22 protein-coding genes, 1 other RNA gene and 2 pseudogenes are annotated in these 24,988 nt (G+C 64.6%); 16 read left to right on the forward strand and 9 right to left on the reverse strand.

Features of this window, described 5'->3' with window-relative positions; all coding sequences use genetic code 11:
* Window positions 1-328: 328 nt before the first annotated feature.
* The 3 genes from M0765_RS22200 to M0765_RS22210 all read left to right on the forward strand — a co-directional run bounded on the left by M0765_RS22200 (window position 329) and on the right by M0765_RS22210 (window position 4,178).
* Window positions 329-1,948 carry a DUF262 domain-containing protein gene (locus tag M0765_RS22200; protein WP_258505938.1) on the forward strand — a complete coding sequence of 540 codons (1,620 nt, stop codon included), beginning with the start codon at window positions 329-331 and terminating at the stop codon, window positions 1,946-1,948.
* Window positions 1,949-2,118: 170 nt separating this feature from the next.
* Window positions 2,119-2,613: a hypothetical protein gene (locus M0765_RS22205; RefSeq protein WP_258505939.1), complete on the forward strand. Its 495-nt coding sequence runs from the start codon at window positions 2,119-2,121 to the stop codon at window positions 2,611-2,613.
* Window positions 2,614-2,996: 383 nt separating this feature from the next.
* Window positions 2,997-4,178, forward strand: a complete 1,182-nt coding sequence (locus M0765_RS22210) for a hypothetical protein (protein ID WP_258505940.1) — start codon at window positions 2,997-2,999, stop codon at window positions 4,176-4,178.
* A 177-nt stretch (window positions 4,179-4,355) separates the two neighbouring features.
* On the opposite strand, the gene ffs is transcribed toward M0765_RS22210, so the two are convergent.
* An RNA gene (ffs, locus tag M0765_RS22215) (signal recognition particle sRNA small type) lies at window positions 4,356-4,452 on the reverse strand.
* 121 nt (window positions 4,453-4,573) lie between these two features.
* Here ffs and dnaX point away from each other — a divergent pair.
* The 7 genes and pseudogenes from dnaX (at window position 4,574) to M0765_RS22250 (ending at window position 10,751) form a co-directional block, all read left to right on the forward strand.
* Window positions 4,574-6,435, forward strand: a pseudogene (gene dnaX, locus M0765_RS22220) (DNA polymerase III subunit gamma/tau).
* Between the two features lie 97 nt (window positions 6,436-6,532).
* Complete coding sequence (locus M0765_RS22225; protein ID WP_012747441.1) at window positions 6,533-6,865, forward strand: YbaB/EbfC family nucleoid-associated protein; 333 nt, start codon at window positions 6,533-6,535, stop codon at window positions 6,863-6,865.
* Window positions 6,866-6,872: 7 nt separating this feature from the next.
* Window positions 6,873-7,463 carry a recombination mediator RecR gene (gene recR / locus M0765_RS22230; protein WP_126746508.1) on the forward strand — a complete coding sequence of 197 codons (591 nt, stop codon included), beginning with the start codon at window positions 6,873-6,875 and terminating at the stop codon, window positions 7,461-7,463.
* A 15-nt stretch (window positions 7,464-7,478) separates the two neighbouring features.
* Window positions 7,479-7,871, forward strand: coding sequence for an MAPEG family protein (locus tag M0765_RS22235; RefSeq protein ID WP_258505942.1), 393 nt, complete (start codon window positions 7,479-7,481; stop codon window positions 7,869-7,871).
* 145 nt (window positions 7,872-8,016) lie between these two features.
* Entirely contained in the window at window positions 8,017-9,051 is a 1,035-nt protein-coding gene (locus M0765_RS22240; protein WP_258505943.1) for an ABC transporter substrate-binding protein, read from the forward strand.
* Between the two features lie 54 nt (window positions 9,052-9,105).
* Entirely contained in the window at window positions 9,106-9,921 is an 816-nt protein-coding gene (locus M0765_RS22245; protein ID WP_258505945.1) for an ABC transporter ATP-binding protein, read from the forward strand.
* Window positions 9,918-10,751 (forward strand): ABC transporter permease, encoded by an 834-nt coding sequence (locus M0765_RS22250; protein WP_126746504.1) that lies wholly within the window; start codon window positions 9,918-9,920, stop codon window positions 10,749-10,751. Before M0765_RS22245 ends, M0765_RS22250 begins: the two co-directional genes overlap by 4 nt.
* 6 nt (window positions 10,752-10,757) lie before the next feature.
* Here M0765_RS22250 and M0765_RS22255 read toward each other — a convergent pair.
* Window positions 10,758-12,369, reverse strand: a pseudogene (locus M0765_RS22255) (transglycosylase SLT domain-containing protein).
* A complete protein-coding gene (gene gloB / locus M0765_RS22260; protein WP_126746502.1) occupies window positions 12,366-13,145 on the reverse strand; it encodes a hydroxyacylglutathione hydrolase in 780 nt (259 codons plus the stop codon). The pseudogene M0765_RS22255 and the gene gloB overlap by 4 nt, the downstream one beginning before the upstream one ends.
* On the opposite strand from gloB, the gene M0765_RS22265 reads away from it, so the two are divergent.
* Together M0765_RS22265 and rnhA are read left to right on the forward strand one after the other, a co-directional pair.
* On the forward strand, window positions 13,144-13,914 hold the full coding sequence (locus tag M0765_RS22265) for a class I SAM-dependent methyltransferase (RefSeq protein ID WP_258505947.1): 771 nt from the start codon (window positions 13,144-13,146) through the stop codon (window positions 13,912-13,914). The two genes, gloB and M0765_RS22265, sit on opposite strands and share 2 nt — an antisense overlap.
* 41 nt (window positions 13,915-13,955) lie before the next feature.
* Entirely contained in the window at window positions 13,956-14,405 is a 450-nt protein-coding gene (gene rnhA, locus M0765_RS22270) for a ribonuclease HI (RefSeq protein WP_126746501.1), read from the forward strand.
* Window positions 14,406-14,415: 10 nt separating this feature from the next.
* Here rnhA and moeA read toward each other — a convergent pair whose 3' ends face one another.
* The 4 genes from moeA to M0765_RS22290 form a co-directional block, all read right to left on the reverse strand.
* On the reverse strand, window positions 14,416-15,732 hold the full coding sequence (gene moeA / locus M0765_RS22275) for a molybdopterin molybdotransferase MoeA (protein WP_258505948.1): 1,317 nt from the start codon (window positions 15,730-15,732) through the stop codon (window positions 14,416-14,418).
* Window positions 15,729-16,379, reverse strand: coding sequence for a molybdenum cofactor guanylyltransferase MobA (gene mobA, locus M0765_RS22280; protein WP_258505949.1), 651 nt, complete (start codon window positions 16,377-16,379; stop codon window positions 15,729-15,731). Before mobA ends, moeA begins: the two co-directional genes overlap by 4 nt.
* Window positions 16,376-17,527: a GTP 3',8-cyclase MoaA gene (moaA, locus tag M0765_RS22285; protein ID WP_258505950.1), complete on the reverse strand. Its 1,152-nt coding sequence runs from the start codon at window positions 17,525-17,527 to the stop codon at window positions 16,376-16,378. Before moaA ends, mobA begins: the two co-directional genes overlap by 4 nt.
* 64 nt (window positions 17,528-17,591) lie before the next feature.
* On the reverse strand, window positions 17,592-18,353 hold the full coding sequence (locus M0765_RS22290) for an SDR family oxidoreductase (RefSeq protein ID WP_258505951.1): 762 nt from the start codon (window positions 18,351-18,353) through the stop codon (window positions 17,592-17,594).
* Window positions 18,354-18,558: 205 nt separating this feature from the next.
* Here M0765_RS22290 and M0765_RS22295 point away from each other — a divergent pair, with 205 nt between their 5' ends.
* Complete coding sequence (locus M0765_RS22295; protein ID WP_258508389.1) at window positions 18,559-19,443, forward strand: ZIP family metal transporter; 885 nt, start codon at window positions 18,559-18,561, stop codon at window positions 19,441-19,443.
* A gap of 31 nt (window positions 19,444-19,474) precedes the next feature.
* Here the strand turns inward: M0765_RS22295 and M0765_RS22300 are convergent, their stop codons facing one another.
* A complete protein-coding gene (locus M0765_RS22300; protein ID WP_258505952.1) occupies window positions 19,475-20,908 on the reverse strand; it encodes an aldehyde dehydrogenase family protein in 1,434 nt (477 codons plus the stop codon).
* Window positions 20,909-20,956: 48 nt separating this feature from the next.
* Window positions 20,957-21,511, reverse strand: coding sequence for a peroxiredoxin (locus M0765_RS22305; protein WP_258505954.1), 555 nt, complete (start codon window positions 21,509-21,511; stop codon window positions 20,957-20,959).
* A gap of 149 nt (window positions 21,512-21,660) precedes the next feature.
* Between M0765_RS22305 and M0765_RS22310 the strand changes: the two genes are divergently transcribed.
* From M0765_RS22310 to M0765_RS22320, 3 genes are read left to right on the forward strand one after another with little or no spacing between them, the layout of a single operon-like run.
* On the forward strand, window positions 21,661-23,235 hold the full coding sequence (locus M0765_RS22310) for a phospholipase D family protein (RefSeq protein WP_258505956.1): 1,575 nt from the start codon (window positions 21,661-21,663) through the stop codon (window positions 23,233-23,235).
* 9 nt (window positions 23,236-23,244) lie between these two features.
* Window positions 23,245-24,033 carry a sterol desaturase family protein gene (locus M0765_RS22315; RefSeq protein WP_258505957.1) on the forward strand — a complete coding sequence of 263 codons (789 nt, stop codon included), beginning with the start codon at window positions 23,245-23,247 and terminating at the stop codon, window positions 24,031-24,033.
* Window positions 24,017-24,988, forward strand: coding sequence for a fatty acid desaturase family protein (locus M0765_RS22320; protein ID WP_258505959.1), 972 nt, complete (start codon window positions 24,017-24,019; stop codon window positions 24,986-24,988). Before M0765_RS22315 ends, M0765_RS22320 begins: the two co-directional genes overlap by 17 nt.

The raw sequence follows: 24,988 nt of genomic DNA on the forward strand, positions 1-24,988 counted from the left end.
TTGGACCGGGGCCGCGTCGCATGTGCGACCGGAGCCGGGAATGGGTACTGGCTCCGATACAAGCTACGGCATCCCAGCGCCTGCGGGACGGGCGTCGGTGAAGGACCCTCCCGTTTTTAACCCGTTTCTCCAGGAAACCTGGCACTACGTCAGCAGCGCTGAGCGCTCCGGATTGACGCGGGTTGAAGGGCGCCGACTATCGGACGGAAAAAGGCAGCGCTGACGCCCGTAGCAGACAGCAAGCGCGAGGAGCGATGTGTCCGTTGCGCAAACAATGGAGATGCAGACAAAGCTGTATCAGAATGCAGCACCTAAACTGGAGACACCGATGAGTGATGCGTCCGAACCCGTCAAGCCGATCAAAGACCCTCAGCCGTCGGTGGATCGAATCGATGATCTCGCGAATCGGATTCTTACGGGCGACATCTACCTTCCGAAGTTTCAACGCGAGTTCGTGTGGGAGAAGGCGCAAGTTCTGGAACTCCTCGACTCAGTCGCTCGGAACTATCCGATTGGCAGCGTGCTTCTATGGCAAAGCCGTCAGGAGCTCCGCAGCGAGAGCCGCATCGCAGACATGGAGATCGCTCAGCCTAAACCGGACTACCCAGTTAATTACCTGCTCGACGGGCAGCAACGCCTATCGTCTATTTGTGGCGCTCTCCACTGGAAAGGCACCGATCCAAAAAGCCCGTGGAATGTGGTCTACGACCTTCGCAAGAAGATCTTTATGCATTTAGAGACCACAGACTCCCCGCCGCTACACCAGATTCGACTGAACCGCTTACCTGATCCAGCAGCGTTCTTCCAACATGTGGCGCTTCTTGACGCCGAAGGCGACAAAGACCTCGCGCTCAACGCAAAAGAGCTCTTCAATAGATTCAAGGACTATAAGGTGGCCACCGTCACATTGGGCGATATGCCGCTCGGTGATGTGGCGCCGATCTTTGAGCGCATCAACAGCACAGGAACACGGTTGACTGTTGTAGACCTAATGAGGGCCGCGACTTGGAGTCCGGATTTTGATCTTGTCGACTCTATCGATGCGATCCGCCAATCCTTGGCCGCTAAGGGCTTCGACGGAATCGAGCGCAAGGCAATTTTGCGCAATGTGTCTGCGTCAGTTGGCGGAGCATTCACGGTGGAGAGCATTGACGACTTGCGAAAGCTGTCGTCAGATGCGCTGAAGGCTGGGGCTCAGGACACTGAACTTGGCTACAAGCGAGCGGTGGACTTCTTGTCGACTCATATCAAGGCACCTACCGATGCCATCGTGCCCTACACCAATCAAGTCGTGGTGTTGGCAGACGTTCTCCGTCGACTTCCAACTCCCTCGGCTGCACAGTGGCAAGCCATCGAGCGATGGTTTTGGAGGAGTTCTATCAGTGGCTACTTTAGCGGCTGGAACTCAGGAATGATGGGGAACGACCTCGCCGCAGTAAGCGACTTTGCGTCGGGCAAAGCCGCTGACTTGTTCGCGGAATTTGCACAACCTGACGCGAGCATATGGCGTTCCCGGGCCTTTCGAGGCAACAACGCTCATTCAAAGATACTGGCCCTTATTTTGGTGTACCAAGGCCCCAAAGACCTTGTTACCGGCGTTTCTGTTGACGTGGACAAGGCATTGGCATGGGAAAACAGCAAGGAGTTCCATCACTTCTTCCCCCAAGCGTTCCTCAAGAGCCAAGGCGTGAACCCGACAAAGATTTCTGCTTTAGCGAACATGGTCTATCTATCCTCGGCCAGCAACAAGAAAATCAGCGACCGCTCACCCGCCGAATACTTAGGAGAGCTTCTTGCAGCGGATGAAAAACGAACCAGGGAAGCTCTTGCGTCGAACCTCATCGACGATGCTGCGCTAGCAGCAGCGCTTAACAACGATTACGAGGGGTTCTTGACCGCCCGTTCCAACACGCTGAAGCAGCGAGCGGACGCGTTGGCCGTGTGGTGACGGAACGGCGGTAGCCGTTTCACGCAATATGGTGGTTATCTCAAAAAACAGTAGCTCAGAAGTGCCGCGCTATGTCGACGTGCATCTCGGCGCACTGTCAGTGAGGGTTGTGGCCCGCAACCGTTGCGGAGGTGCGATGATTCTCCGGTCCAAAAAAGAGGGCGCCTTCAATGAGCACACGTCTCCACTTTGATCCAACAAGGACCACTGCCATTGGCATGGCGCGATACGCGCACGAATTCCTTGAGGCAGCATTTGCGGTGGACACGCACATGGGCGCGAAACCGGGCTTCGAGATCATGGCGCCGGTGCCAGCGCTCTACCTCGTTGGGCACGGCTGCGAACTGACGCTTAAAGCGTTCCTCCTTCACAAAGGGGCGACACTGCAAGACATAAAAAAATTGGGACATGATCTCAGCGCCGCGCTGGCAGAAGCCCGAAGCGTGGACCTCGATGCTCTCGTAACCTTCCAGGACGGTGAGGATGGAGCATTTGAGCTCCTCAACGATCTCTATTCGACGAAACAGCTTGAGTACATCGTGACAGGTGCCAAGACTGTACCGATGTGGGGCCTTCTTGAGAGGGCAGCAGTCCGCATGTTCAACCCTGTTTCTGCTGAAGTGGGGTACAGAAAGCAGTTTGAGGGCTACAGCTTCTTGGAGTAGCAGTGAAGTCGATCGGCGTTCAAGCTGGCAGGGTTTCGGGGACGTCGTAAAGTCCCGGTCATCAGACCGTAGAGCCAACTCTTGGGTCAGTTCTGGCGCGATGACTGCAAGTGGTTCAGCTTTGAGCTTTCAACGCTTTGCGACGAATTCGGTCAGCCATTCGGCATGCTTCAAAGGTGCTTCGGCCACGGCTTTGCGATGGTCGCTTGTACCAAGTGCGAAGTTCACCGCATGAGCAAGGGTAGAGCCGCATTCCCCTTGAAAAATTCTCAGCGAAAGCAGCCGAAGCAGCGGCGGAGCTTTGACAGCGGCCCCTGCTCTAGCAGTGAGCCAAAAGGCCCTCACTCCGTCACAATATGCCAATGACAAAGAGGGGACAGAGGATGACTGACAACAAGGTGGCGGTGAGCATCGACATGATTGAAACTCGTGCGTACGAGCGCATTGCGGAATTGGAGAAAAACCTCGAACAAGCACAACTGAAAGTTGCGATGGTCGTGTCTCTGGTGGAGCAGATGACCGTCCAAGCAGAAGAGGTTGCGAATTCCCAACGCGCTGCCGCGTCTGGACTGACCGAGATTCAAGCGGCGGCTGCGCAATCGAAAAGCCTTGCTACCGAAGCGCTTGCCGCCAAAACTCAGATCGATGATCACCAGACCGTCGTTGCGCAGAAATCTGGGCATATTGAGTTGGCACAAGCGCATGCAGATAAGGTCCGTAGCAACCTTGATCGGCAGCTCACCGCGGCGATGCAGCAGGTGACGGAGGCCGAAGCGCTCAACACACGTACAGAGGCCGCTGCAGATTCTGCGGCCGAGCAATTGCTGGCGGTAAAAACCGCTAAAGCAACCGCTGAGAGTGAGCGCGATGAAGCAATGAACGCTTCAGCGGAGGCGCAAGAGGCAATGAATTCGATGCGCACGCTGGTCGTCAAGGCAGAGAGTGTCGAAAAGCGCGTTCTTGACTACGAGGCTCAGCTTGAGCGCTTCAGAGTTGAGACTGTTGAGCGCATCGCTACGATTGACGGATTGCTACCGGGCGCAACAAGTGCTGGACTGTCGAGCGCGTTCGATCTTCGTAGACAGGCATTTCTCAAGCCGGGCGAGAGGTGGCAATGGGTTTTTGTTGCCGCCATCACGTTTCTGGTGATCCTCGCATTGACTGGCCTGTGGAATGTTTATCGCTCGTCCGCTGCACTGTCTTACGACGAGCTGTTCCGCGTATGGCTTGCTCGTCTGCCGGTTGCAGGGGCTTTGATCTGGCTTGCACTTTATGCAAGCAGAGAATCTGCGTTGGCGAAGCGATTGGAGGAAGACTATGGCTACAAGTCAGCAATTGCCGCCTCGTTTCAAGGCTTCCATAAGCAGATGTCAGACATTGCTGAGCAAGCGGGTTCGAATACGCCGCTCGCCAAGCTGTGCATCGACACATTAACGACCATCGCGAGCCCGCCTGGCCGAATCTATGACAAGCACAACCTAACCGTGACCCCAAGCGCAGAGGCGACGGAGCTACTCAAATCGGTTCTAGACAGAGCCACTGGGACCCAAGACCAGAAAAAGTAGGAGGGAGCCTCAGGGGGAGTCTTGTGTTGCTGGTGGTTTCCGCGCCGCTTGGTGCTTGTGCGTGGCCGCTAGCAAGTCTCCGGTGCCCAAGGATTCATGGACCCTCGTGCGGCCACTGTAAGCGGCCCGGAGATCTAAATCACCCAAGTTGTTGATAACTAAGGCACTTTGAATTAGGTTGACGAGCCTTACCCCTGGCACTGACTACGCAGTTAGGGCTGCTTGGTTCCCCACCTGACCCGGTTGGCCACTTCACCATGCAGGGAGGCCCGTCAACTTCGATTGTAACCCGGTCGCCTGGCGGGGCTGGTTCCTCGGTGCCCCACGAAAAGACGGGTCTTTTTGATTACGGGATGGGACCGGAGGCGGGCTCCGCGCCTTTTAGAATGCCCGCAATGTCTTATCTCGTGCTCGCTCGCAAGTTCCGTCCGAAAACCTTCGGTGAGATGGTCGGTCAGGGGCACGTGGTTCAGGCGCTCGAGAACGCGTTGACCACGCAGCGCCTGCATCACGCCTACCTTTTTACCGGCACGCGGGGCGTGGGCAAGACCACGGTTTCGCGCATTCTGGCCAAGTCGCTCAACTGCCAGGGCCCGGACGGGCAGGGCGGCATCACGGCTACGCCTTGCGGGGTGTGCCAGGCCTGCAAGGACATCGATTCGGGCCGCTTCGTCGACTACACCGAGCTGGACGCGGCCTCGAACCGCGGCGTGGACGAGGTGCAGTCGCTGCTCGAACAGGCGGTCTACAAGCCGGTGCAGGGGCGCTTCAAGGTCTTCATGATCGACGAAGTGCACATGCTCACCAACACCGCGTTCAACGCGATGCTGAAGACGCTGGAGGAGCCGCCGGAATACCTCAAGTTCGTGCTGGCAACGACCGATCCGCAGAAAGTGCCGGTCACGGTGCTGTCGCGCTGCCTGCAGTTCAACCTGCGGCCGATGGCGCCCGAAACGGTGCTCGAACACCTGACCAGCGTGCTTCAGACCGAACAGGTGCCGGCCGAACCGCAGGCGCTGCGACTCCTGGCTCGCGCGGCGCGCGGCTCGATGCGCGACGCGCTGTCGCTCACCGACCAGGCGATTGCGTTCGGCAACGGCGAACTGCTCGAAACCGGCGTGCGCCAGATGCTCGGCAGCGTGGACCGCGGCCATGTCTTCAAGCTCATCGAAGCGCTGGCGCAGGGCGACGGCAAGACGGTGGTCGACACCTCCGAGGCGCTGCGCCGCGACGGCATGTCCGCCGCTTCCACGCTGGAAGAAATGACCGCCGTGCTGCAGGCCATGGCCGTGCTGCAGGCGGTGCCTTCGCGCGCGGAATCGGCCGATTCGGCCACCGACCCGGACGCGGCCGACACGGCGCGCCTCGCGGCGCTGATGCCCGCCGACGAAACGCAATTGCTCTACAGCCTGTGCCTGCATGGGCGCGGCGAACTGGGCCTGGCGCCCGACGAGTACGCGGCGCTCACGATGGTGTTGTTGCGGCTGCTGGCCTTCAAGCCTTCCGGCGCGACGACATCCTCAGTGGCTTCTTCGGCCGCCACGGAAAAAAAACTCTGAATGAAGCCCCGCGGGCGGTTTTGGCCCCCGCGGCCACATCGCCGGCTCGGGTTGCACCGGTTGCCGAAACGCCGGTTCCGGCCGCCGCACCGATGCCGCCGCAGGTCAACTCGGCGCCGGCGGGCCAGCGCCTTGCGGTAGTCAGTGAACCGGTGCGGCAGGGCGGGCCTCCGAGGCCTTCTACCTCGGCAGAGGCTCCAGCGGGCGATAGCCCCAGGGTGCTCGCGGTTCCAATTCGCGTGCAGCCGCCGCCGGGCCAGCGGGACGTGCCGCGCTTCGACGAGCAGCGCGCCCCCGCGCCGCCCATTCCGCCCAGCGAAGACGGCGATTTCTGGCACGCCACGGTCACGCAGATGATTGCGGCCGAGAGCATCAACGCGCTGGCGCGCGAGCTTGCACTGCAGTCGCAGCTGGTGGCGCGCGATGTCGACCAGTGGATACTGCGCGTGGAGCGGGAGCTGCTCAACCAGCCTTCCGCCCGCGAGAAGCTCACCGACGCCTTGGCCGCGCTGGGCCACGGCGTGAAGCTCGCCATTGAAATCGGCGGCGTGGTCGACAGCCCCGCACGGCGCAACAAGCAAGCCGCAGACGAACGCCAGCGCGTGGCCGAAGAGGCCATTCGCAGCGACCCCGAGGTGCAGATGCTGATGCGTGATTTCGATGCGAAGATCGTGCCTGGAACGCTCAAGCCGGCCTGACAGAACGCTACTGAAAACTCGTGCCGGCTCTTGCGGCATTCCGGTTCGACCGCCATCTCTTTTATCCTCCCCCATTACCAACCAATCAGGACCAACGATGTTCAACAAAGGACAACTGGCCGGCCTCATGAAGCAGGCGCAGGCAATGCAGGACAACCTCAAGAAGGCCCAGGAAGAGCTGGCCACCATCGAGGTCGAAGGCGAATCGGGCGCCGGGCTGGTTAAGGTCGTGATGACTTGCAAGCACGACGTCAAGCGCATCACCATCGACCCGAGCCTGCTGGCCGACGACAAGGACATGCTCGAAGACCTCGTGGCTGCCGCCTTCAACGCCGCGGTGCGCAAGGCCGAGGAAACCAGCGAGCAGAAGATGGGCAAGCTCACGGCTGGCATGCCGGGCCTGCCGCCCGGCATGAAGCTGCCGTTCTGAGCCGTTGATGGCGGACGCCAGTTCGCTCGACGCATTGGTCGATGCGTTGCGCCGCCTGCCCGGTGTCGGCGTGAAGTCGGCCTCGCGCATGGCTTTTCACTTGCTGCAGCACGACCGCGAGGGTGCGCAGCTGCTCGCGCGCGCCTTGCAGCAGGCGGCCGGCAACGTGCGGCATTGCGAGCGCTGCAACACCTTCACCGAGGCGCCGGTCTGCAACGTATGCCTGGACCCGCGCCGCGACGCGAGCAAGCTCTGCGTGGTCGAAACGCCCGCCGACCAGGCGGCGCTCGAGCGCACGGGTGCGTTCCGCGGCTACTACTTCGTGCTGATGGGCAAGCTCAGTCCGCTCGACGGCATCGGGCCCAAGGACATCGGCCTGCAGAAGCTTTTTGATCGCGCGCTCGACGGCACAGTCAGCGAGGTCATCCTTGCCACCAACTTCACGGCAGAAGGCGAAGCCACCGCGCACGTGATCGGCGAAGCGCTCAAGCAGCGTGGGCTCAACGTGACACGGCTTGCGCGCGGCGTGCCGGCGGGCAGCGAACTCGAATACGTCGACCTCGGCACCATCGCGCATGCGCTGGTAGACCGCAGGTAGGCACAGACAACCGACATGACTCTTTCACTGCTGACGATTGCCTACTGGTGCGTGTTCATTGCCTGCGGCCTGCCGTACCTGGCGGCCTGGATCGCCAAGGTCGGCAGCTTCGGGCCGCGCGACAACGTTCAGCCGCGCGATTGGGCCGCAAGGCAGAGCGGCTGGCGCGCTCGCGCCAACAGTGCGCAGGCCAACAGCTTCGAAGGACTGCCGTTCTTCATCGGCGCGGTGATCATTGCGCATCAGCTCGGCGCGGCGCAGGCAAGGCTCGACATGCTCGCGGCCGCGTATGTCGTCTTGCGCGTGATCTACATCGCGGTGTACATCAAGGGCATCGGCAGCGTGCGCAGCGCGGTGTGGGCACTCGGATTCCTGGTCAACATCGCGATTCTTTTCATCGCGCGATAGGCGCACCACGCCATCGCAAGAGGCCTCGTAGAGGTCTTCATGTTTACGTGAAAACCCGCACGGGATGACCCCGATGCAGGCAACGCGGGCGCACCCCTAAGCTCGATTCAGTTCACCAGAATCAAAGAGCCCGCAGGACCGCTCCATGCTCCATCGCAGAACCCTCATCACCGCCTCCGCAGTTGCTGCCGCAGCAGTTGCGCTGCCGCGGGTCTTTGCGCAAGCCAAGCTCGAGAAGACGAAGATTTCCATCGCAGTCGGCGGCAAGGCGGCCTTCTACTATCTGCCTCTCACCATCTCCGAGCAGCTCGGCTACTTCAAGGCCGAAGGCCTCGAGGTCGAGATTTCAGACTTTGCCGGCGGCGCACGCGCTCTGCAGGCCGTGGTGGGTGGTTCGGCCGACGTGTGCTCCGGCGCTTACGAACACACCATCAACCTGCAGGCCAAGAACCAGTTCTTCCAGGCCTTTGTGCTGCAGGGCCGCGCGCCGCAAATCGCGGTTGGGGTGTCGACCAAGAACATGGCGGGCTATGCCGGCATTGCCGACCTGAAGGGCAAGAAGATCGGCGTCTCCGCGCCGGGCTCGTCGACCAACATGGTGGCCAACCTCGTGCTCTCGCGCGGCGGCCTGAAGGCCAGCGACGTGAGCTACATCGGCGTGGGTGTCGCGGCCGGCGCACTCACGGCGCTGCGCTCGGGCCAGATCGACGCCATCAGCAACACCGACCCGGTGATGACCATGCTCGAGCAGAAGGGCGACGTGAAGATCATCAGCGACACGCGCACGCTCAAGGGCACGCAGCAGGTGTTCGGCGGGCCGATGCCCGCGGCCTGCCTTTACGCGCCGATGGACTTCATCCAGAAGAACCCCAACACCTGCCAGGCGCTGGCCAACGCCATCGTGCACGGCCTCAAGTGGCTGCAGACGGCGGGGCCAGGCGACATCATCAAGACGGTGCCCGAAACCTATCTGCTCGGCGACCGCGCGCTGTACCTTGCGTCTTTCGACAAGGTGCGCGAATCGATTGCCACCGATGGCCTCGTGCCGGCCGAGGGGCCGAAGACGGCGCTCACGGCCATTTCGAGCTTCGACGCGGCAGTGAAGGCCGACAAGATCGATCTTGCCAAGACCTACACCAACGATTTTGCCCGGCGCGCGAAGGACAGGTTCAAAGCCTGACCTCCGGACGTCCTCGCGACCCGGCTTCGGCCGGGTTTTTTCTTGCAGCCAGACATGTCCGACTACGCACTCGAACTTCTCTCCATCAGTTGCACCTTTCACTCGAAGGACGATCCGGGCCAGCGCTACACCGCGGTGGCAGACACCACGCTGCGCGTCAGGGCAGGGGAGTTCGTGTCGGTGGTGGGGCCGACGGGCTGCGGCAAGTCGACGTTGCTGAATGTGGGCGCGGGCCTGCTCGAGCCGTCGTCGGGCACGGTGAAGGTGTTTGGCCAGACGCTTGCCGGCGTGAACGCGCGGGCCGGCTACATGTTCCAGACCGAGGCGCTGATGCCGTGGCGCAGCGCCGTCGCCAACGTGATGGTGGGGCTGCAGTACCGGGGCGTTTCGGATGCCGATGCGCGCGAGCAGGCCGAGGCCTGGCTTTCGCGCGTGGGGCTTTCGGGTTTCGGCGACCGCTATCCGCACCAGCTGTCGGGCGGCATGCGCAAGCGCGTGGCATTGGCGCAAACGCTGGTGCTCGACCCCGACATCATCCTCATGGACGAGCCCTTCAGCGCGCTCGACATACAGACCCGGCAGCTGATGGAAAACGAAGTGCTTGAACTGTGGAGTGCCAAGAAAAAGGCGGTGCTCTTCATCACGCACGATCTCGACGAGGCCATTGCGATGAGCGACCGCGTGGTGGTGCTGTCGGCCGGCCCGGCCACGCACCCCATCGGCGAATTCGCCATCGACCTCGCCCGCCCGCGCGACGTCGCCGAGGTGCGCACGCAGCCGCGCTTTGTCGAACTGCACACGCAGATCTGGGAGGTGCTGCGCGACGAAGTTCTCAAGGGCTACGCGCAGCAACTGAGGAAGGCCGCATGATGCCGCGCCTGAACGAACGCAACGCGCGCTTCTGGCAACTGGTGCTGCTCGTGGTGTTGCTCGTGGCCTGGCACGTGGCCTCGCGCAACCAGCAGATCGCGTTCTTCCTGGGCGAGCCCATTCAGGTGGCCGGCCGCATCTGGAGCTGGTTTCTGCCGTTCGAAGTGCCGCCGAACCTGCTGTTCCCAGAGGGGCTGAAAGGCAATGCGGACATCTACCGCCACCTGGGCACCACGCTGCTCGAGACGGTGCTGGCCTTCGGCATCGGCACGGTGCTCGGCCTGGCGTGCGGACTCTGGCTGGCGCTGGCGCCCACGGCGAGCCTGATTCTCGATCCCTACATCAAGGCCGCCAATTCGATGCCGCGCGTGATCCTGGCGCCGATCTTCGCGCTGTGGTTCGGCCTGGGCATCTGGAGCAAGGTGGCGCTGGCCGTCACGCTGGTGTTCTTCATCGTGTTCTTCAACGTGTACCAGGGCGTGCGCGAGGTCAGCCCCGTGGTGCTGGCCAACGCGAAGATGCTGGGCGCGAATCAGCGGCAGCTGCTGCGCACCGTCTATCTGCCCAGCGCCACCAGCTGGGTGTTCTCGAGCCTGCACACCTCGGTGGGCCTGGCCTTCGTGGGCGCGGTGGTGGGCGAGTACCTGGGCTCGGCGCGCGGCGTGGGCTACCTGATACTGCAGGCCGAAGGCACCTTCGACGTCAACACCGTGTTTGCCGGCATTGTGGTGCTCACCGCTTTTGCGCTGCTGCTCGACGGGCTGGTGGGGCTCATCGAGAAGCGCCTGATGAAGTGGCAGCCGCGCAGCGGCGAGACTGAAAAGCTCTAGCCGGGTTCAGCGCTTCTTCTTTGCCGGCGTGCCGCCGCGCTTTTCGCGCACGACCTGCTGCTTGCCGCTCGACTTCGCCACGTTGCTGCCGCGCGCGGCAGTCGCCTTTACCGCGCTGCCGCCGCGCTTGGCGCTTGCGGTGGCGCGGCCGCGAGCCGGGCCTGCCCCAGATCCGACGCGAGCCGCGGGTGCGGCGCGAACCGGCAGGTACACGACCACGCTGTAGCCGCGCTTGAATGCGTGGTTGGGCTTGACGTCGTTCCACTCGGCCACGTTGGAGGGCGCGAGCTTGTAGCGGCGCGCAATGCTGGCCACGCTGTCGTTGCGCCCGGCCTTGATGGTGGTGCGGCGGTTGACAATTTCGGGCTGGAAGCTCAGGTGTCCGCTGTCTGCGACCACGGCCGTCACGTCTTCTTTCACGCGCGGCGCCGCGCGGCACGATGAGCGTGGAGCCCGCCTTGATGAGCATGCGCGGCGGAATGCTGTTGAGCGCGCGCAGATCGGCCTCGCTCATGCCCGAGCGCTGGGCGGCATCGGCCACCGTCATGGTGTTGGGAACCACCCATGCCGTCCAGCTGGCGTACTGGCCTTGCGAATAGGCGTCGAAATTGCGCTGGAACACGGCTGCGTTGTCCCAGGGCAGCAGGATCTGCTGCGTTCCGGCCGCAAGCAGCACCGGCTTGTGCGCGGCGGGGTTCAGTGCGCGAAAGTCTTCGAGCCGAACGTCGGCCAGCTTGGCCGCCAGCTCGACGTCGAGGTCGCGCGTGAGCGTCACGGTCTGGAAGTACGGGTGGTTGGCGATCAGCGGCAGCTCGGTGTTGAACGCCTGCGGGTTCGCAACGATGTTCTTCACGGCCTGCAGCTTGGGCACGTAGAGCCGCGTTTCGGCCGGCATGGAAAGATCGCTGTAGGTGGTGGGCAGGCCCAGGCGCTGGTTCTTGGCAATGGCGCGGCTCACGCTGCCTTCACCCCAGTTGTACGCGGCCAGCGCAAGCTGCCAGTCGCCGAACATGCGGTAGAGCTTTTGCAGGTAGTCCAGCGCGGCGCGAGTCGATGCCACCACGTCGCGGCGGTCGTCGCGGAAGATGTTCTGCTTCAGGTCGAAGTCGGTGCCGGTGGCCGGCATGAACTGCCACATGCCCGCGGCGCGTGCGCTGGAAATGGCCTGCGGGTTGAATGCGCTCTCGATGTAAGGCAGCAGCGCGAGTTCGGTGGGCATGTTGCGCCGCTCGAGTTCCTCGACGATGTGGAACATGTACTTGTTCGAGCGCTCGGTCATGCGCTGGATGTAGTCGGGCCGGCTGGCATACCACTGCTCGCGGTCGCGCACGAGGTCGCTCTCGAGGTTGGGCATCTTGAAGCCACGGCGGATGCGGTCCCACATGTCTGCGGGCGGTGCGAGCGTGACGACGCTTTGCGAATGCGCTTCGCTGCTGGTGATGGGAGTGAGAGGGCCGCCCGGGTAGACGGGCGCCGCGCTGCCGGCCACCTTGGAGGCGGTACCGCCGGCGGTGGCGGATGGGGCGGAAGTGCCGGACGAAGAGGGGGCCGTGGTGGTGCCCGCGCAGCCCGCGAGCAACAGTGAGCCTGCAAGGCAGGCAGCAGCGATAAATTTCATCGGAAGTCGTTTTTCCATTGGCGCAGTGCGGCAAATACATCGGCTTCGCCCGCATTCGCGGAAAGCTCGGCGTGCTCGCGCACCGCTCTAAGGACAGTGGCTTCGCGGCTGCGAAGAAAGGGGTTGATTCGGCGTTCGGTGGCCAATTGCGAAGGCAGCGTGGGCTGCCCCTGCGCGCGCAGGCTTTCGCAATGCGCGGTGTACTGAGTCAGATCGGCATTGCCGGGTTCCACCGCTTGGGCAAAACGCAGGTTAGCAAGTGTGTATTCGTGCGCACAACACACGCGGGAGTCGCCGGGCAGCGCTGCAAGCGCATCGAGCGAAGCCAGCATTTGCGCCGGCGTGCCTTCGAACAGGCGGCCGCAGCCGCCGGAGAACAGCGTGTCGCCGCAAAACAGCAGCGGCGCCTGGCCCTGGTGTGCGGGCAAGAAGTAGGCAATGTGGCCGGCCGTGTGGCCCGGCACGTCGATGACCTGGAAGCGCAGCCCGAGCACTTCGGCGCTGTCGCCATGCGAAAGCGGCGTGAAGGGTTCGGGGATGCGCTCGCGCGCGGGGCCGAAGACCGGCGCGCCGGTTGCCGCATGGAGCGCGGCCACGCCGCCCGTGTGATCGGGGTGGTGGTGCGTGACTAGAATCGCGGCGAGCTGCAGCTTGTCGCGCGTCAATGCGTTGAATACCGGTTGAGCGTCGCCCGGGTCCACCACGATCGCGTTGGAGCCGTCCTGCAGCATCCAGATGTAGTTGTCAGCGAAGGCGGGCAGCGGAACAAGGGTCATGAGCGGTCAAATTATAGGTTTGCAGGATTGGTTCGCGACCCCCCCCGGCCGCTACCTCCTGGCGTGGGAGCAGGCCCAGTTCGACGAAGCCGTGGCGGATGTCTTCGGCTATCACGCGCTGCAGCTGGGCGCAGCCGAGATCGAGGGGCTGCGCGCCAACCGCATGCCGCACCGCTGGCTCGCCTTGAGCGACCCCTTGCAGCAACCCGGCAGGGCCGCGCTGTTCACCGACTTTGCGGCGCTGCCGTTCGCGGCCAACAGCCTGGACCTGGTGGTGCTGCCGCACGCACTGGAGCTGAGCCCCGACCCCCACGCCACCTTGCGCGAAGTGGAGCGGGTGCTGGTGCCCGAAGGCCGCGTGGTGATCTGCGGGCTCAACCCGGCCAGCCTGTGGGGCATGCGGCAGCGCCGCGCGCACCTCTACCGCAAGCTCGGCTTCGGCGAACTCTTCTTGCCCGAGGGCGGCGAGTTCATCGGCTACTGGCGCATTCGCGACTGGCTGCGGCTCTTGAGCTTCGAGGTGGAGTCGGGGCGTTTTGGCGTTTACCGGCCCGCGGTGCGCAGCGAGGCATGGCTGGAGCGCTGCCGCTGGATGGACACAGCCGGCGAGCGCTGGTGGCCCATTTTTGGCGCCGTGTATTTCCTGGTGGCCGTCAAGCGCGTGCGCGGCATGCGACTGCTTGGGGCCGAATGGCGCCGCGCCGCCGCGCGCGCCACAGCGCCGGTGCCCCTGGCCGGCAAGGTGCACAAGGCCGACCACGCCGAATGATTGAATCAATGATCGATTGAAAGAAGAAGGAAAAGAAAGTTTTGAACGAAGTCGTGATCTACACCGATGGTGCGTGCAAGGGCAACCCCGGCCCCGGTGGCTGGGGCGCGTGGCTCAAGTCGGGCGCCACCGAAAAGGAATTGTTCGGCGGCGAACTGAACACCACCAACAACCGCATGGAACTCACGGCCGTGATCGAGGGCCTCGCCGCCCTCAAGCGGCCCTGCAAGGTCATTCTTTATCTCGACAGCCAATACGTGCGCATGGGCATCACCGAATGGATCCGCGGCTGGAAAGCCAAGGGCTGGCGCACCTCTACCAAGCAGCCGGTAAAGAACGTGGAGCTCTGGCAAAAGCTCGACAAGCTGGTGGCCGAAGGCGGCCACGTCATCGAATGGCGGTGGGTCAAGGGCCACTCGGGCGATCCGGGCAACGAGCGCGCCGACATGCTCGCCAACAAGGGCGTGGACAAGGCCCTCGGCCGGATCTAGGCCCCGGGGATTAGTCCTCGAGCATCATCACGTCGACTTCATCGCCCGCGGCCACGCTGCCCTGATCGTGGTGCAGCACCACGAGCCCGTTGGCCTCGACCATCGAACTCAGCACACCAGAACCCTGGTTGCCCGCAATGCGAACCTCGGGCAGCGCGCCGGCCACCGCCGTGACGAAGCCGCGCTGGTATTCGGTACGGCCCGGCTTCTTGCGGATGGCACCCACGCTTCGTGCACGCAGCAGCGGCCGCGGCGCGGCGGCAATGTCGTGGCAGCCCATCATGCGCAGCAGTGCAGGCCGCACGAACGCAAGAAAAGTGACCATCACGGCCACCGGATTGCCGGGCAGCCCGAACAGCACGGCTGCGCCCGGCTGCGATGAAGAGGTTTGGTTGCGCGGGATCAGCCCGACGGCCATCGGCCGACCAGGCCGCATGGCAACCCGCCAGAACGCCATGTCGCCAAGCTGCTGCATCACCGCGCGCGTGTGGTCGGCGGCACCGACGCTCACGCCACCGCTGGTGATGATGGCGTCCGCCTCGCTGGCGGCGCGCTGCAGCGTGGCGGCGAGCGTGGCGGGGTCGTCGCGCACCAGGCCCAGGTCGATGACTTCGCAACCCAGCCGCGTGAGCAGGCCGAACACCGTGTAGCGGTTGCTGTCGTACACGGCGCCTTCGCGCGGCGGTTCGCCAAGGCTCAGGATTTCGTCGCCGGTCGAAAAGTAGGCCACGCGCAGGCGCCGCAGCACGGAGACCGAAGGCAGGCCGAGGCTCGCAATCATGCCCAGGGCTGCGGGCGACAGGCGCTCGCCACGTTTCAGGGCCGGTTGGCCCTGCATGAGGTCTTCGCCCGCGAAGCGGCGGTTGTCGCCGCGGCGGAGCACCTTGGCCGGAAAGCTCACGCGGTCGCCGTCGACCTTGCAGAACTCCTGCGGAATCACGGTGTCGAGCCCTTCGGGCATGACCGCGCCGGTCATGATCCGGACCGCATCGCCCGCACCCAATGAGCCGCGCCACGCGGCGCCGGCCAGCGCGGTTCCCACCACGCGCAGCTCGATCGATGCGTCGATGGGCGCATCGTCGCGCAGGACGGCGCCATCGAAGGCAAAGCCGTCCATCGCGGAGTTGTCGTGAGGCGGCACGCTCACAGGCGAGATGATGTCTTCAGCCAGCACGCGGCCGAGCGCTTCGCGCACGCCGACTTCTTCGCGTTCGGAGACCACGGCTTGGGCGACCAGCTGGGCCAGGAAGGCCTGGACCCCGTCGACGCTCAGCGCCTGGGGGTCATAGCCCGCAAGGGCGGCGGCAATGTCGGCGATGCGGCTCATCGGCTTTCCAGGGCGTGCAGTTCGGCCAGCGTATTGGCGTTGAAGAAAGCATCGGGCGCATCGCCGGGCCGGTCGAAGGGCACGAGCACGGTGCGGTGCTGCGCGGTCCACGCGTCGATCTTGCGGCCGCCGGACTGGGTGAAGTTCACCAGGCTTTCGAGCAGCGCCGTGTGCAGCAGGCAGAACACCGGCTGCGGCCGCAGCACCGGCGCCGCGCCGGGTTCGGCGGCGGCTTCGGGGGCGCTGACCATGGCGATTTCCGCGTTGTCGGCAACCAGCGCCTCGGCCATTCGGCTTGCCAGGTCGAGCGGGAACAGCGGCGTGTCGCAAGGCACGGTCAACAGGTAAGGCGTTTCGCAACGCTCGAGGCCGGTCAGAAAGCCCGCGAGCGGACCCGCGTAGTCGGCCAGGCTATCGGGCCACACCGGCACGCCGAAGGATTCGTAGGCGGCCAGGTTTCGGTTGGCGTTGATCATGACCTCGCCGACCTGCATGCCCAGCCGCAGCACGGCGTGCATTGCGAGCGGCGAGCCGTTGAAGTTCTGCAAGCCCTTGTCGATGCCGCCCATGCGTGTGCCGCGTCCGCCGGCCAGCAGCAGGCCGGTGATCTCGCTGGGGGAAATGGGTTCTTGTGTCTCTGGGGTCATCCGCCGATGTAGCTCATTTCGACGCGTCGCGGCGCCTTGTCGTTGGTGTCGTGCTCGGCGCTTTCGGGGCCGCGAAGCGCGCGCAGTTCGGAATAGCGGTCGGCGCGGCCCTGCCAGATGTGGCCGATGGCGGAGGCGATCTCCTCGTCGGTGGCGGTGCCGCGCAGCAGCGGGCGCAAGTCGTGGCCCGCGCTGGCAAAAAGGCAGAGGTAGAGCTTGCCCTCGGTGGACAGGCGCGCGCGGCTGCAGTCGTGGCAGAAGGCCTGGGTCACGCTGCTGATCACGCCGACCTCGCCGCCGCCGTCGGCATAGGCCCAGCGCTGCGCGGTCTCTCCGGGCGCGCTGGCCTCGAGGGGCACCAGCGGAAACTCGGCGCCGATGCGCGCGATGACTTCCGCCGAAGGCAGCACCTCGTCCATGCGCCAGCCGTTGGTGGCGCCCACGTCCATGTATTCGATGAAGCGCAGCACGACCTTGCCGCCGTGGTTGTCGCGAAAGTAGCGCGCCATCGGCAGGATTTCCTGCTCGTTGGTGCCGCGCTTGACCACCATGTTGACCTTGATCGGGCCGAGCCCGGCGGCCAGCGCCGCCTCGATGCCGGCCAGCACATCGGCCACCGGAAAATCGACGTCGTTCATGTGGCGGAACACCGCGTCGTCGAGGCTGTCGAGGCTCACGGTCACGCGCTGGAGGCCGGCGGCGGCCAATGCTGCCGCCTTGCGCTGCAGTAGCGAGCCGTTGGTGGTGAGCGTGAGCGCCAGCGGCTCGCCGGCCGGTGTGCGAAGCTCGGAAAGCTGCTCGATCAGCCCCTCGATGTTCTTGCGCAGCAGCGGCTCGCCGCCGGTGAGGCGGATCTTGCGCACGCCGTGGGCTGCAAAAAGCCGCGCGAGCCGCGTCATTTCCTCGAAGCTCAGCAGCGCGCTGTGCGGCAGGTATTGGTAGTCCTTGTCGAACACGTCTTTCGGCATGCAGTAGCTGCAGCGGAAGTTGCAGCGGTCTGTCACGCTGATGCGCAGGTCGGTCAGCGGCCGGCCGAGGCGGTCGAGCAGGTGGCCTGTGGCGGGCACGGCAATCTCCGGCACCGAAACCGCCGGGCGTGCGCGGCCGATTTCGGAGAGCGGAATGACGGTGGTGCTTTTGCTGTTCATGGGGCAGCGGCCAATTTACTCCATCGGCGATGGGCCGAGCCGGAAAGGGCTACTCGGCAGGGCGCTAGACGCAGCGCGCGCCGTCCACTTCGATGCACACGCCGCTGATGAATGCGGCCTCGTCGCTCGCGAGGTACAGCGCAGCGTTGGCCACATCGAGCGCCGTCGAGAAGCGGCCGAGCGGAATGGTGGCGCGGAACTTGGCCTTGCGCTCTTCGGTGAGCGGACCGCCGGCGAATTCGGCGGCCAGGCCCGTGTCGGGGTTGAAGACCGGGTTGATGCAGTTCACGCGGATGTTGTCGGGGCCGAGCTCGGCGGCCAGCGACTTGCTCGTCGTGATGACGGCGCCCTTGGAGCCGTTGTACCAGGTGAGCCCCGGACGCGGACGCACGCCGGCCGTGGAGGCGATGTTGATGAACGAGCCGCCGCCGTTGGCGCGGAACGCCGGCACCGCGTGCACGGTGGCCAGATAGATGCTCTTCACGTTGACCGCGTAGCACTTGTCGAACTCGTCTTCGCCAACCTCGAGGGCAGGGCGGTTGCGGTGCGTCCAGCCGGCGTTGTTGACCATGGCGTCGAGCTTGCCGTGGCGCTCGACCGCGGCTTCGACCAGGGCCTTGACCTGTGCCGACTGCGTGACGTCCGCCGCAAAGAACGAGGCCCTGCCGCCTTCGCGCAGGATGGCTTCGACCACCTGCTGGCCGGCTGCCGGGTTGATGTCGTTCACGAGCACCTGGGCGCCCTCGGCCGCGAGCCGCTTGGCGATGCCTTCGCCGATGCCGCCGCCGGCACCGGTCACGATGATGGATTTGTCCTTGACGCGCACGCTGTGTCTCCTCGAAAAAAGTGCAGCGGGGCAGTGTATCGGGCCATGCTGCCAAGTGCTTGTGCATGGCGCCTTTTGCGCAGTGCGCCCAGCGCGTGCTGGACGCCGTTGTTGAGAATTACTATCATCCAAGTGCCTGAGTACGCAGCACTCGAATGGACGCAAAGGGCTCTTTCAACACAAGGAGCTTGCAATCGTGCTTTACATGCAGCGCACCGATCTCTCGGCACGCCAATGGATCGGTCTGGCAATCGTCTCTGCCGGCGCGCTTGCGCTGGCCTTCCGGTTCTGCGAATTCGTTCGCGCCGACCCGGTGGTCTGGAGCGCTCTACTGGGCGGTTCGGTAGCGGCGCTGGCCACTGCGCTGGGCACGCTGCCCGTGCTGTTCTCCCAGAAGCTTCCTGAGCGGCTGCAGGACACGCTGTTCGGTTTCGGCGCCGGTGTGATGCTGGCCGCCTGCGCCTTCTCCCTGATCATTCCCGGCCTGGAGGCGGCGCGAAAGGCGGAAATGTTCGGCGGCGGCAGCTGGGCCGCCGGCGGCGTGTTGGGCTCGGCCATCCTGCTCGGCGGCATCGCGCTGATGCTGCTGGACCGCGTGCTGCCGCACGAGCACTTCATCAAGGGCCTGGAGGGCCAGACCGCGCACAGGCTGCGGCGCACCTGGCTTTTCGTGTTTGCCATCGCACTGCACAACCTGCCGGAGGGTCTCGCGATCGGCGTCGGCTATGCGGCCGGCAACGGGTTGCGCGCCGACGCGCTGGCCACTGGCATCGCAATCCAGGACGTGCCCGAAGGCCTGGTGGTGGCCGTGGCGCTGCTGGCGGCGGGCTACAGGCGCGGGTTCGCCGTCTTCATCGGAATGGTTTCAGGCGTGGTCGAGCCCCTTGGTGCGGTGCTCGGTGCCGCCGTGGTCGGCCACTCCGTCTTGCTGCTGCCGTGGGGGCTGGGCTTCGCGGCCGGCGCCATGCTGTTCGTCATCAGCCACGAGATCATTCCGGAGTCGCACCGCAAGGGGCACGAAAGCTTTGCGACCAGCGGGCTGATGCTCGGCTTCGTGCTGATGATGCTGCTGGACACGGCGCTGGGGTAGACCTGCGCCACGACCCGGCCGGCCCGGCCTCTTAACCGTGCTTGATGGCGACGGTCTTGAGGGTGGTGAAGCCGTAGAGCGCCTCAAAGCCCTTTTCGCGTCCGTAGCCCGACGACTTGACTCCACCGAACGGCAGTTCCACACCGCCGCCCGCGCCGTAGTTGTTGATAAACACCTGGCCGCTGCGCACCCGCTTGGCCATGCGGAACTGGCGTGCGCCGTCTGCTGTCCAGATGCCGGCAACAAGGCCGAACTGCGTCGCGTTGGCCAGCGCCACCGCTTCGTCCTCATCGGCGAACTGCATTGCGGCAAGCACCGGGCCGAACACTTCTTCCTGTGCGAGGCGGTGGTTCACCGGCACGTCGCGCAGCAGGGTGGGGGCCTGGTAGAAGCCGGTTTCGGGCGCTTCGTCGACCACGACGCCGTGGGCCACCATTGGAATGCCGGCCACCTGGGCGTCGCTCAAAAAGTCCCACACACGTTGCTGCTGGGTCTGGCGGATCAGCGGGCCCACGTCGAGGTCCATGGCCGCGGGGCCGACGCGCAGGGCCTCGAAGGCATGGCCGAGGCGTTCGAGCAGCGGCTCGTAGATGCCGCGCTGGATCAGCACACGCGAGCCGGCCGAACAGGTCTGACCGGCGTTCTGCACGATGGCGTTGATGATCACCGGAATGGCCGCGTCGAGGTCGGCGTCGGCAAAGATGATCTGCGGGCTCTTGCCGCCGAGCTCGAGCGTGACCGGGCAATGCCGCTCGGCCGCCACCTGCTGGATGAGCGTGCCGATTTTTGGGCTGCCGGTAAAGCTGATGTGGTCGATGCCTTCATGCCGCGCGAGCGCGTCGCCCACCTCGTGGCCATAGCCCGTCACGATGTTGAGCGCACCGGCCGGAAAGCCGACTTCGGCCGCGAGCTGTGCCACGCGGATCAAGGAAAGGCAGGCGTCTTCGGCCGGCTTCACCACGCACACGTTGCCGGCCGCCAGGGCCCCGCCCACGCTGCGCCCGAAGATCTGCATCGGGTAGTTCCAGGGAATGATGTGGCCCGTGACGCCGTGCGGCTCGCGCCAGGTGAAAACGCTGTACCCGTCCTGGTAGGGAATCGTCTCGCCGTGCAGCTTGTCGCAGGCGCCGGCATAGAACTCGAAATAGCGCACCAGCGCCACCGCGTCGGCACGCGCCTGCTTCACGGGCTTGCCGCAGTCGCGCTGCTCGAGCAGGGCCAACTCGTCGACGTGCTCGGCAATCTTCTGCGAAAGCTTGTAGAGAAGGCGGCCGCGGTCGGCTGCGCTCACCTTGTGCCACACGCCCTCGAAGCAATCGCGTGCCGCGCGCACCGCGGAGTCGATATCGGCGGCGTTGCTGCGCTGGATTTCGTCGAAAGGCTGGCCGTCGGACGGGTCGAGCACCTGCAGGGTGCGGCCTGAGGAAGACGGGACGTCGGCGTTGGCGATGAAGTTGAGTTGCATGGAACGGGATTTTGCGCGAAGCCGGGCAAACCCGCCGGCGGCCCCGGGCTACCTTGGTGCGCCGGGGCGCGGCAGCGCCCGCACCGCATTGAGCATGCGCTCCACATGCTTGTCCGGGTTCAGGTTCTGGTAGTAGTAAGCCACCGTGCCGTTCGGCGCAATCACGTAGGACAGGCGGTTGGCAAAGTCTGGCCGCGTCTGCATCAGGGCGTCGAACCCGTTGATTACCGTTTTCGATTCGTCCGAGGCCACGGGAAAGCGGCTTTGGCACGACTTGACCGAGAACTTCGAGAGCGTGTCGATGTCGTCGGCCGAAACGCCGATGACAGTGGCGCCGAGCGCCGTGAACTGGTCGATGGCTTCGGCGAACGCATGGGCCTCGATCGAACAGTCGCTGGAGTCGGCCGCGGGAAAGAAGTACAACACCACCGGCCCTTTGGCCAAGGCTTCGGCCAGCGAGTAGCGGAAGGTTTTGCCGCCGAGTGCGGCGTTGGCGGTGAACTTGGGTACCGGGTCGCCGATGTCGAGGGCGGCGCTGGCGGGGAGCGCCATTGCGGCGGCGACCGACATCAGTGCGATGCGTGAGAGGATCGGTCTTGCCATGGTGTAACTCCGAACAGGTGTGAAGCGAATTCTAGGATGGGCGAGCAATTAAAGATGGCGCGAATGAAACCGGCAGGCGCCGGCCAGCGTATACCCGGCAGCAGTCAAGAAAAACCAAAGAAAACCAAAGAGAACACCGATCCACGATCATGAACGCCTGGTCTCGACTCCTTCGAATTTGCCTTGCGGGCGTGATGATCGCGTCGCTGGGTGCCTGCGGGTCGCTGCCGCCGGCGCGCGAGCGGGCGGCCGTAACTGCAGACGCGGCCGACCCCTCCACCACGCTCTCGAAGATCGTGGCGGCCTCGACGCCGCCCAGTGAGCATTCGGGCTTCCGGCTGATGCCGCTCGGTGTGTATTCGCTGGACGCGCGCATCCAGCTTGCGCAGCGTGCCCAGCGTTCGCTGGTGGTCCAGTATTACCAGCTCGAGAACGACGCCACCGGCCGGCTGCTGATGCGCTCGCTGCGCGAAGCGGCGGCGCGCGGGGTGAAGGTGCGCTTGCTGGTGGACGATCTCTACACGGCCAGGAGCCAGCAGCTGCTGCTTGCGCTTTCGCAGACGCCCAACGTGGACGTGCGGCTGTTCAACCCGTTCTGTTGCGGGCGCAACGGATTTCTGTCGCGCTTCGCGGCGTCGCCGCACGAGATCGGGCGGCTCAACCACCGCATGCACAACAAGCTCTTCATCGCCGACGGCGTCATGGCGGTGGTGGGCGGGCGCAACATTGCCGACGAGTATTTCGTGCTGAGCGAGGCGCAGAACTTCATCGACATGGACGCGCTGGTGGTGGGCAAGGTGCTGCCGCAGCTCGAATCGATCTTCGATGCCTACTGGAACAGCAAGCAGGTCTGGCCCGTGGCGGACATCGTGCGGGGCGAGGGCGGGCGCACGCCCACCACCGCGGACTTCGATGCGTGGATCGGCATGGCGGCGGCGCCGCCGAAGATCGTGCTGCCGCCCTCCGACATCCTGGGTTACGGGCCGATTGCCGAAGAGCTCGACGGCGGCCGCATGGGGCTTTTGTGGGGCGAGGCCCGAGCCATTGCCGACCCGCCCACCAAGCCGACCACCATGACGGCGGACGAAGCCATTGCCACCAGCGTGACGATGCAGGTCTGGGCACTGTTGATGGACGCCAAGATCCAGGTCGACCTGACCTCGCCGTACCTGGTGCCCGGCGAGCGCGGCATGGCGGCCTTCGAAGACCTGGCAAAGCGCAACGTCAAGCTCACGCTGCTCACCAATTCGCTGGCCGCCAACGACGAGCCGCTGGTGCACACCGGCTACGCGCGCTACCGCGAGCGGTTGCTCAAGGGCGGGGCCGACCTGTACGAACTGAGCCCGCAGCGCACCACCGCGGGAGAACGCTTCGGCGTGTTCGGCAAATCGCTCGGGCGGCTGCACTCCAAGACGGCGGCCATCGACAAGACGCGCATCTTCATCGGCTCGATGAACCTCGATCCGCGCTCGGCGAGCCAGAACACCGAGATGGGCCTGGTGGTCGACAGCCCCCAGTTGGCGCGCGAGATGCTGCGTGTCATCAACATCAGCAAGCTGCAGAACTCGTACCGCCTGCGCCTTGCCAAGGACACCGGCACGCTGCAGTGGCTCACGAGCGACGGGGAAAAGGAAGTCATCCTGACCTCGGAACCGGAGTCGACGTTCTTTCAACGGCTCCACAACCTGATCATTGCGCCTCTGGTTCCCGAAATGCTGCTGTAGCCTCGGGGGATGGCGCAAACCTTTACAAATTTGTCCGTCCTCCAGGTGATGTGCTGGGGGCTGGCGTTTTTCGGCTCGATCTACCTGGGGTTCGGCGCGCTCAATTGGCTGTTGACCCGTCGGGCGCTGCCGGCACTCGGAATCGGGCGGGTGCTCGATCCGCGCCCGCTGCAGCCGGGGCAACTGCGCCGCGAACTGACGCAGTCGGGCGTTTCGGTGCTGGTTTTCGGGCTGGGCATGGTGTTTCCGTGGGGCTTGCTTCAGCTGGGCTGGGCGCGGCTCGACGCGGACGCGGGCTGGCGGCAGATCGCGCTTGAAATCGTGGTGCTCGCGGTCTGGAACGACGTGCATTTCTGGTTCAACCATCGCGTGCTGCACATGCGGTGGCTGCGGCGCTTTCACGGGCCGCACCACCGCTCGGTCGTGACAACGCCGTGGGCCACGTACAGCTTTCACCCGATCGAGGCGGCGATGCTCGGCAACGTGATTTTGCTGCCGATGCTGCTGCACGACTTCAGCTTCTGGTCGCTTGCCTCGGTGCCGCTGTTCAGCCTGTTCTTCAACAGCGTCGGCCACTCGAACTACGACTTTTTTCCCGGGGTGTCTTACAGCCACTGGTTCGCCGCGAGCCGTCGGCACCATTTGCACCACGCCTGCCACGGCGGCAACTACGGGTTCCAGTTCACTTTCATGGACCGGTTGTTCGGCACGCGCATCGCCGCCGATGCGGCCGAGCCGCAGTTCCAGGCTTTTCAAGACAAGCAGCAACGCCAACAGCAGCATGGCACGCCGGCCTGACGCGCTGCGCCGGCCGGCACGCCTGCGCCATTGGCGCGACTGGCAGAGCCTTGCCTACCTGGTGGTGCTTCCGGCGCTGGTGGCATGGCAGTGGGTGCATGGCTTTGCCGTGCTGCTCTATGGATTGATGCTGTTTCTGACGTTGGGCGTGGGCGTGATCCACCACAACCACGTGCACTTGCGCATGTGGCGCGGGCGGCGCATGAACCGGCTCACCGACTTCTGGATCACGCTGCTGCAGGGGCACCCGACTTTCGTTTTCTGGCCCGCGCACGTGGCCAACCACCATCGCCACCGACATGGGCCGCAGGACGTGGCGCGCACCTACCGCTTCGGCGGCGATACCAACCACTTGCGCGGGTACTTGCTGCATCCGTTCCAGGCGGTGTGGGTGCTGGTGCCCGTGTTCCTGGGCTGGCTCGGGCGGCTTCGAAGGCACCAGCCGGGGCCTTGGCGTTATTGCATGGCGCAATACGCGCTTTGGCTCGGGAGCTGGAGCGCGCTGCTGCTGCTCGACTGGCGCAAGGCGCTGCTGTTCGTCATCGTGCCGCAACTGCACGGGCTGCATTGGCTGCTGGCCACCAACTATCTGCAGCACGCGCATGCGGACGGATGCAGGCCCACACCGAAGGCAGAGGCGAGTGCGGAGGCGCGGCGCGATACCGCGGGTACCCGCTTGAACTACGCACGCAATTTCGAAGGGCTGGTGAACCCGTTGCTGTTCAACATCGGCCTGCACACCGCACATCACGAGAACCCGCATGTCCATTGGTCCGAACTCACGCAATTGCACCGCACGCACTACCGCGCGCGGGTCGATCCCGCACTCAACGAGCAAGGACTGGTGCCCTACATGGTTCGCGTGTTCGTGCTGGGAGCGCTGTGGCCGCGCTTTCGCAGCCGCTCGCTGATGTCATCCGTGCCTTTGGTGCCGCCCGAGTCTTCAACCCACTGA

Origin of the sequence: Variovorax sp. S12S4 (genome assembly GCF_023195515.1) — a bacterium.
GTDB lineage: Bacteria > Pseudomonadota > Gammaproteobacteria > Burkholderiales > Burkholderiaceae_C > Variovorax.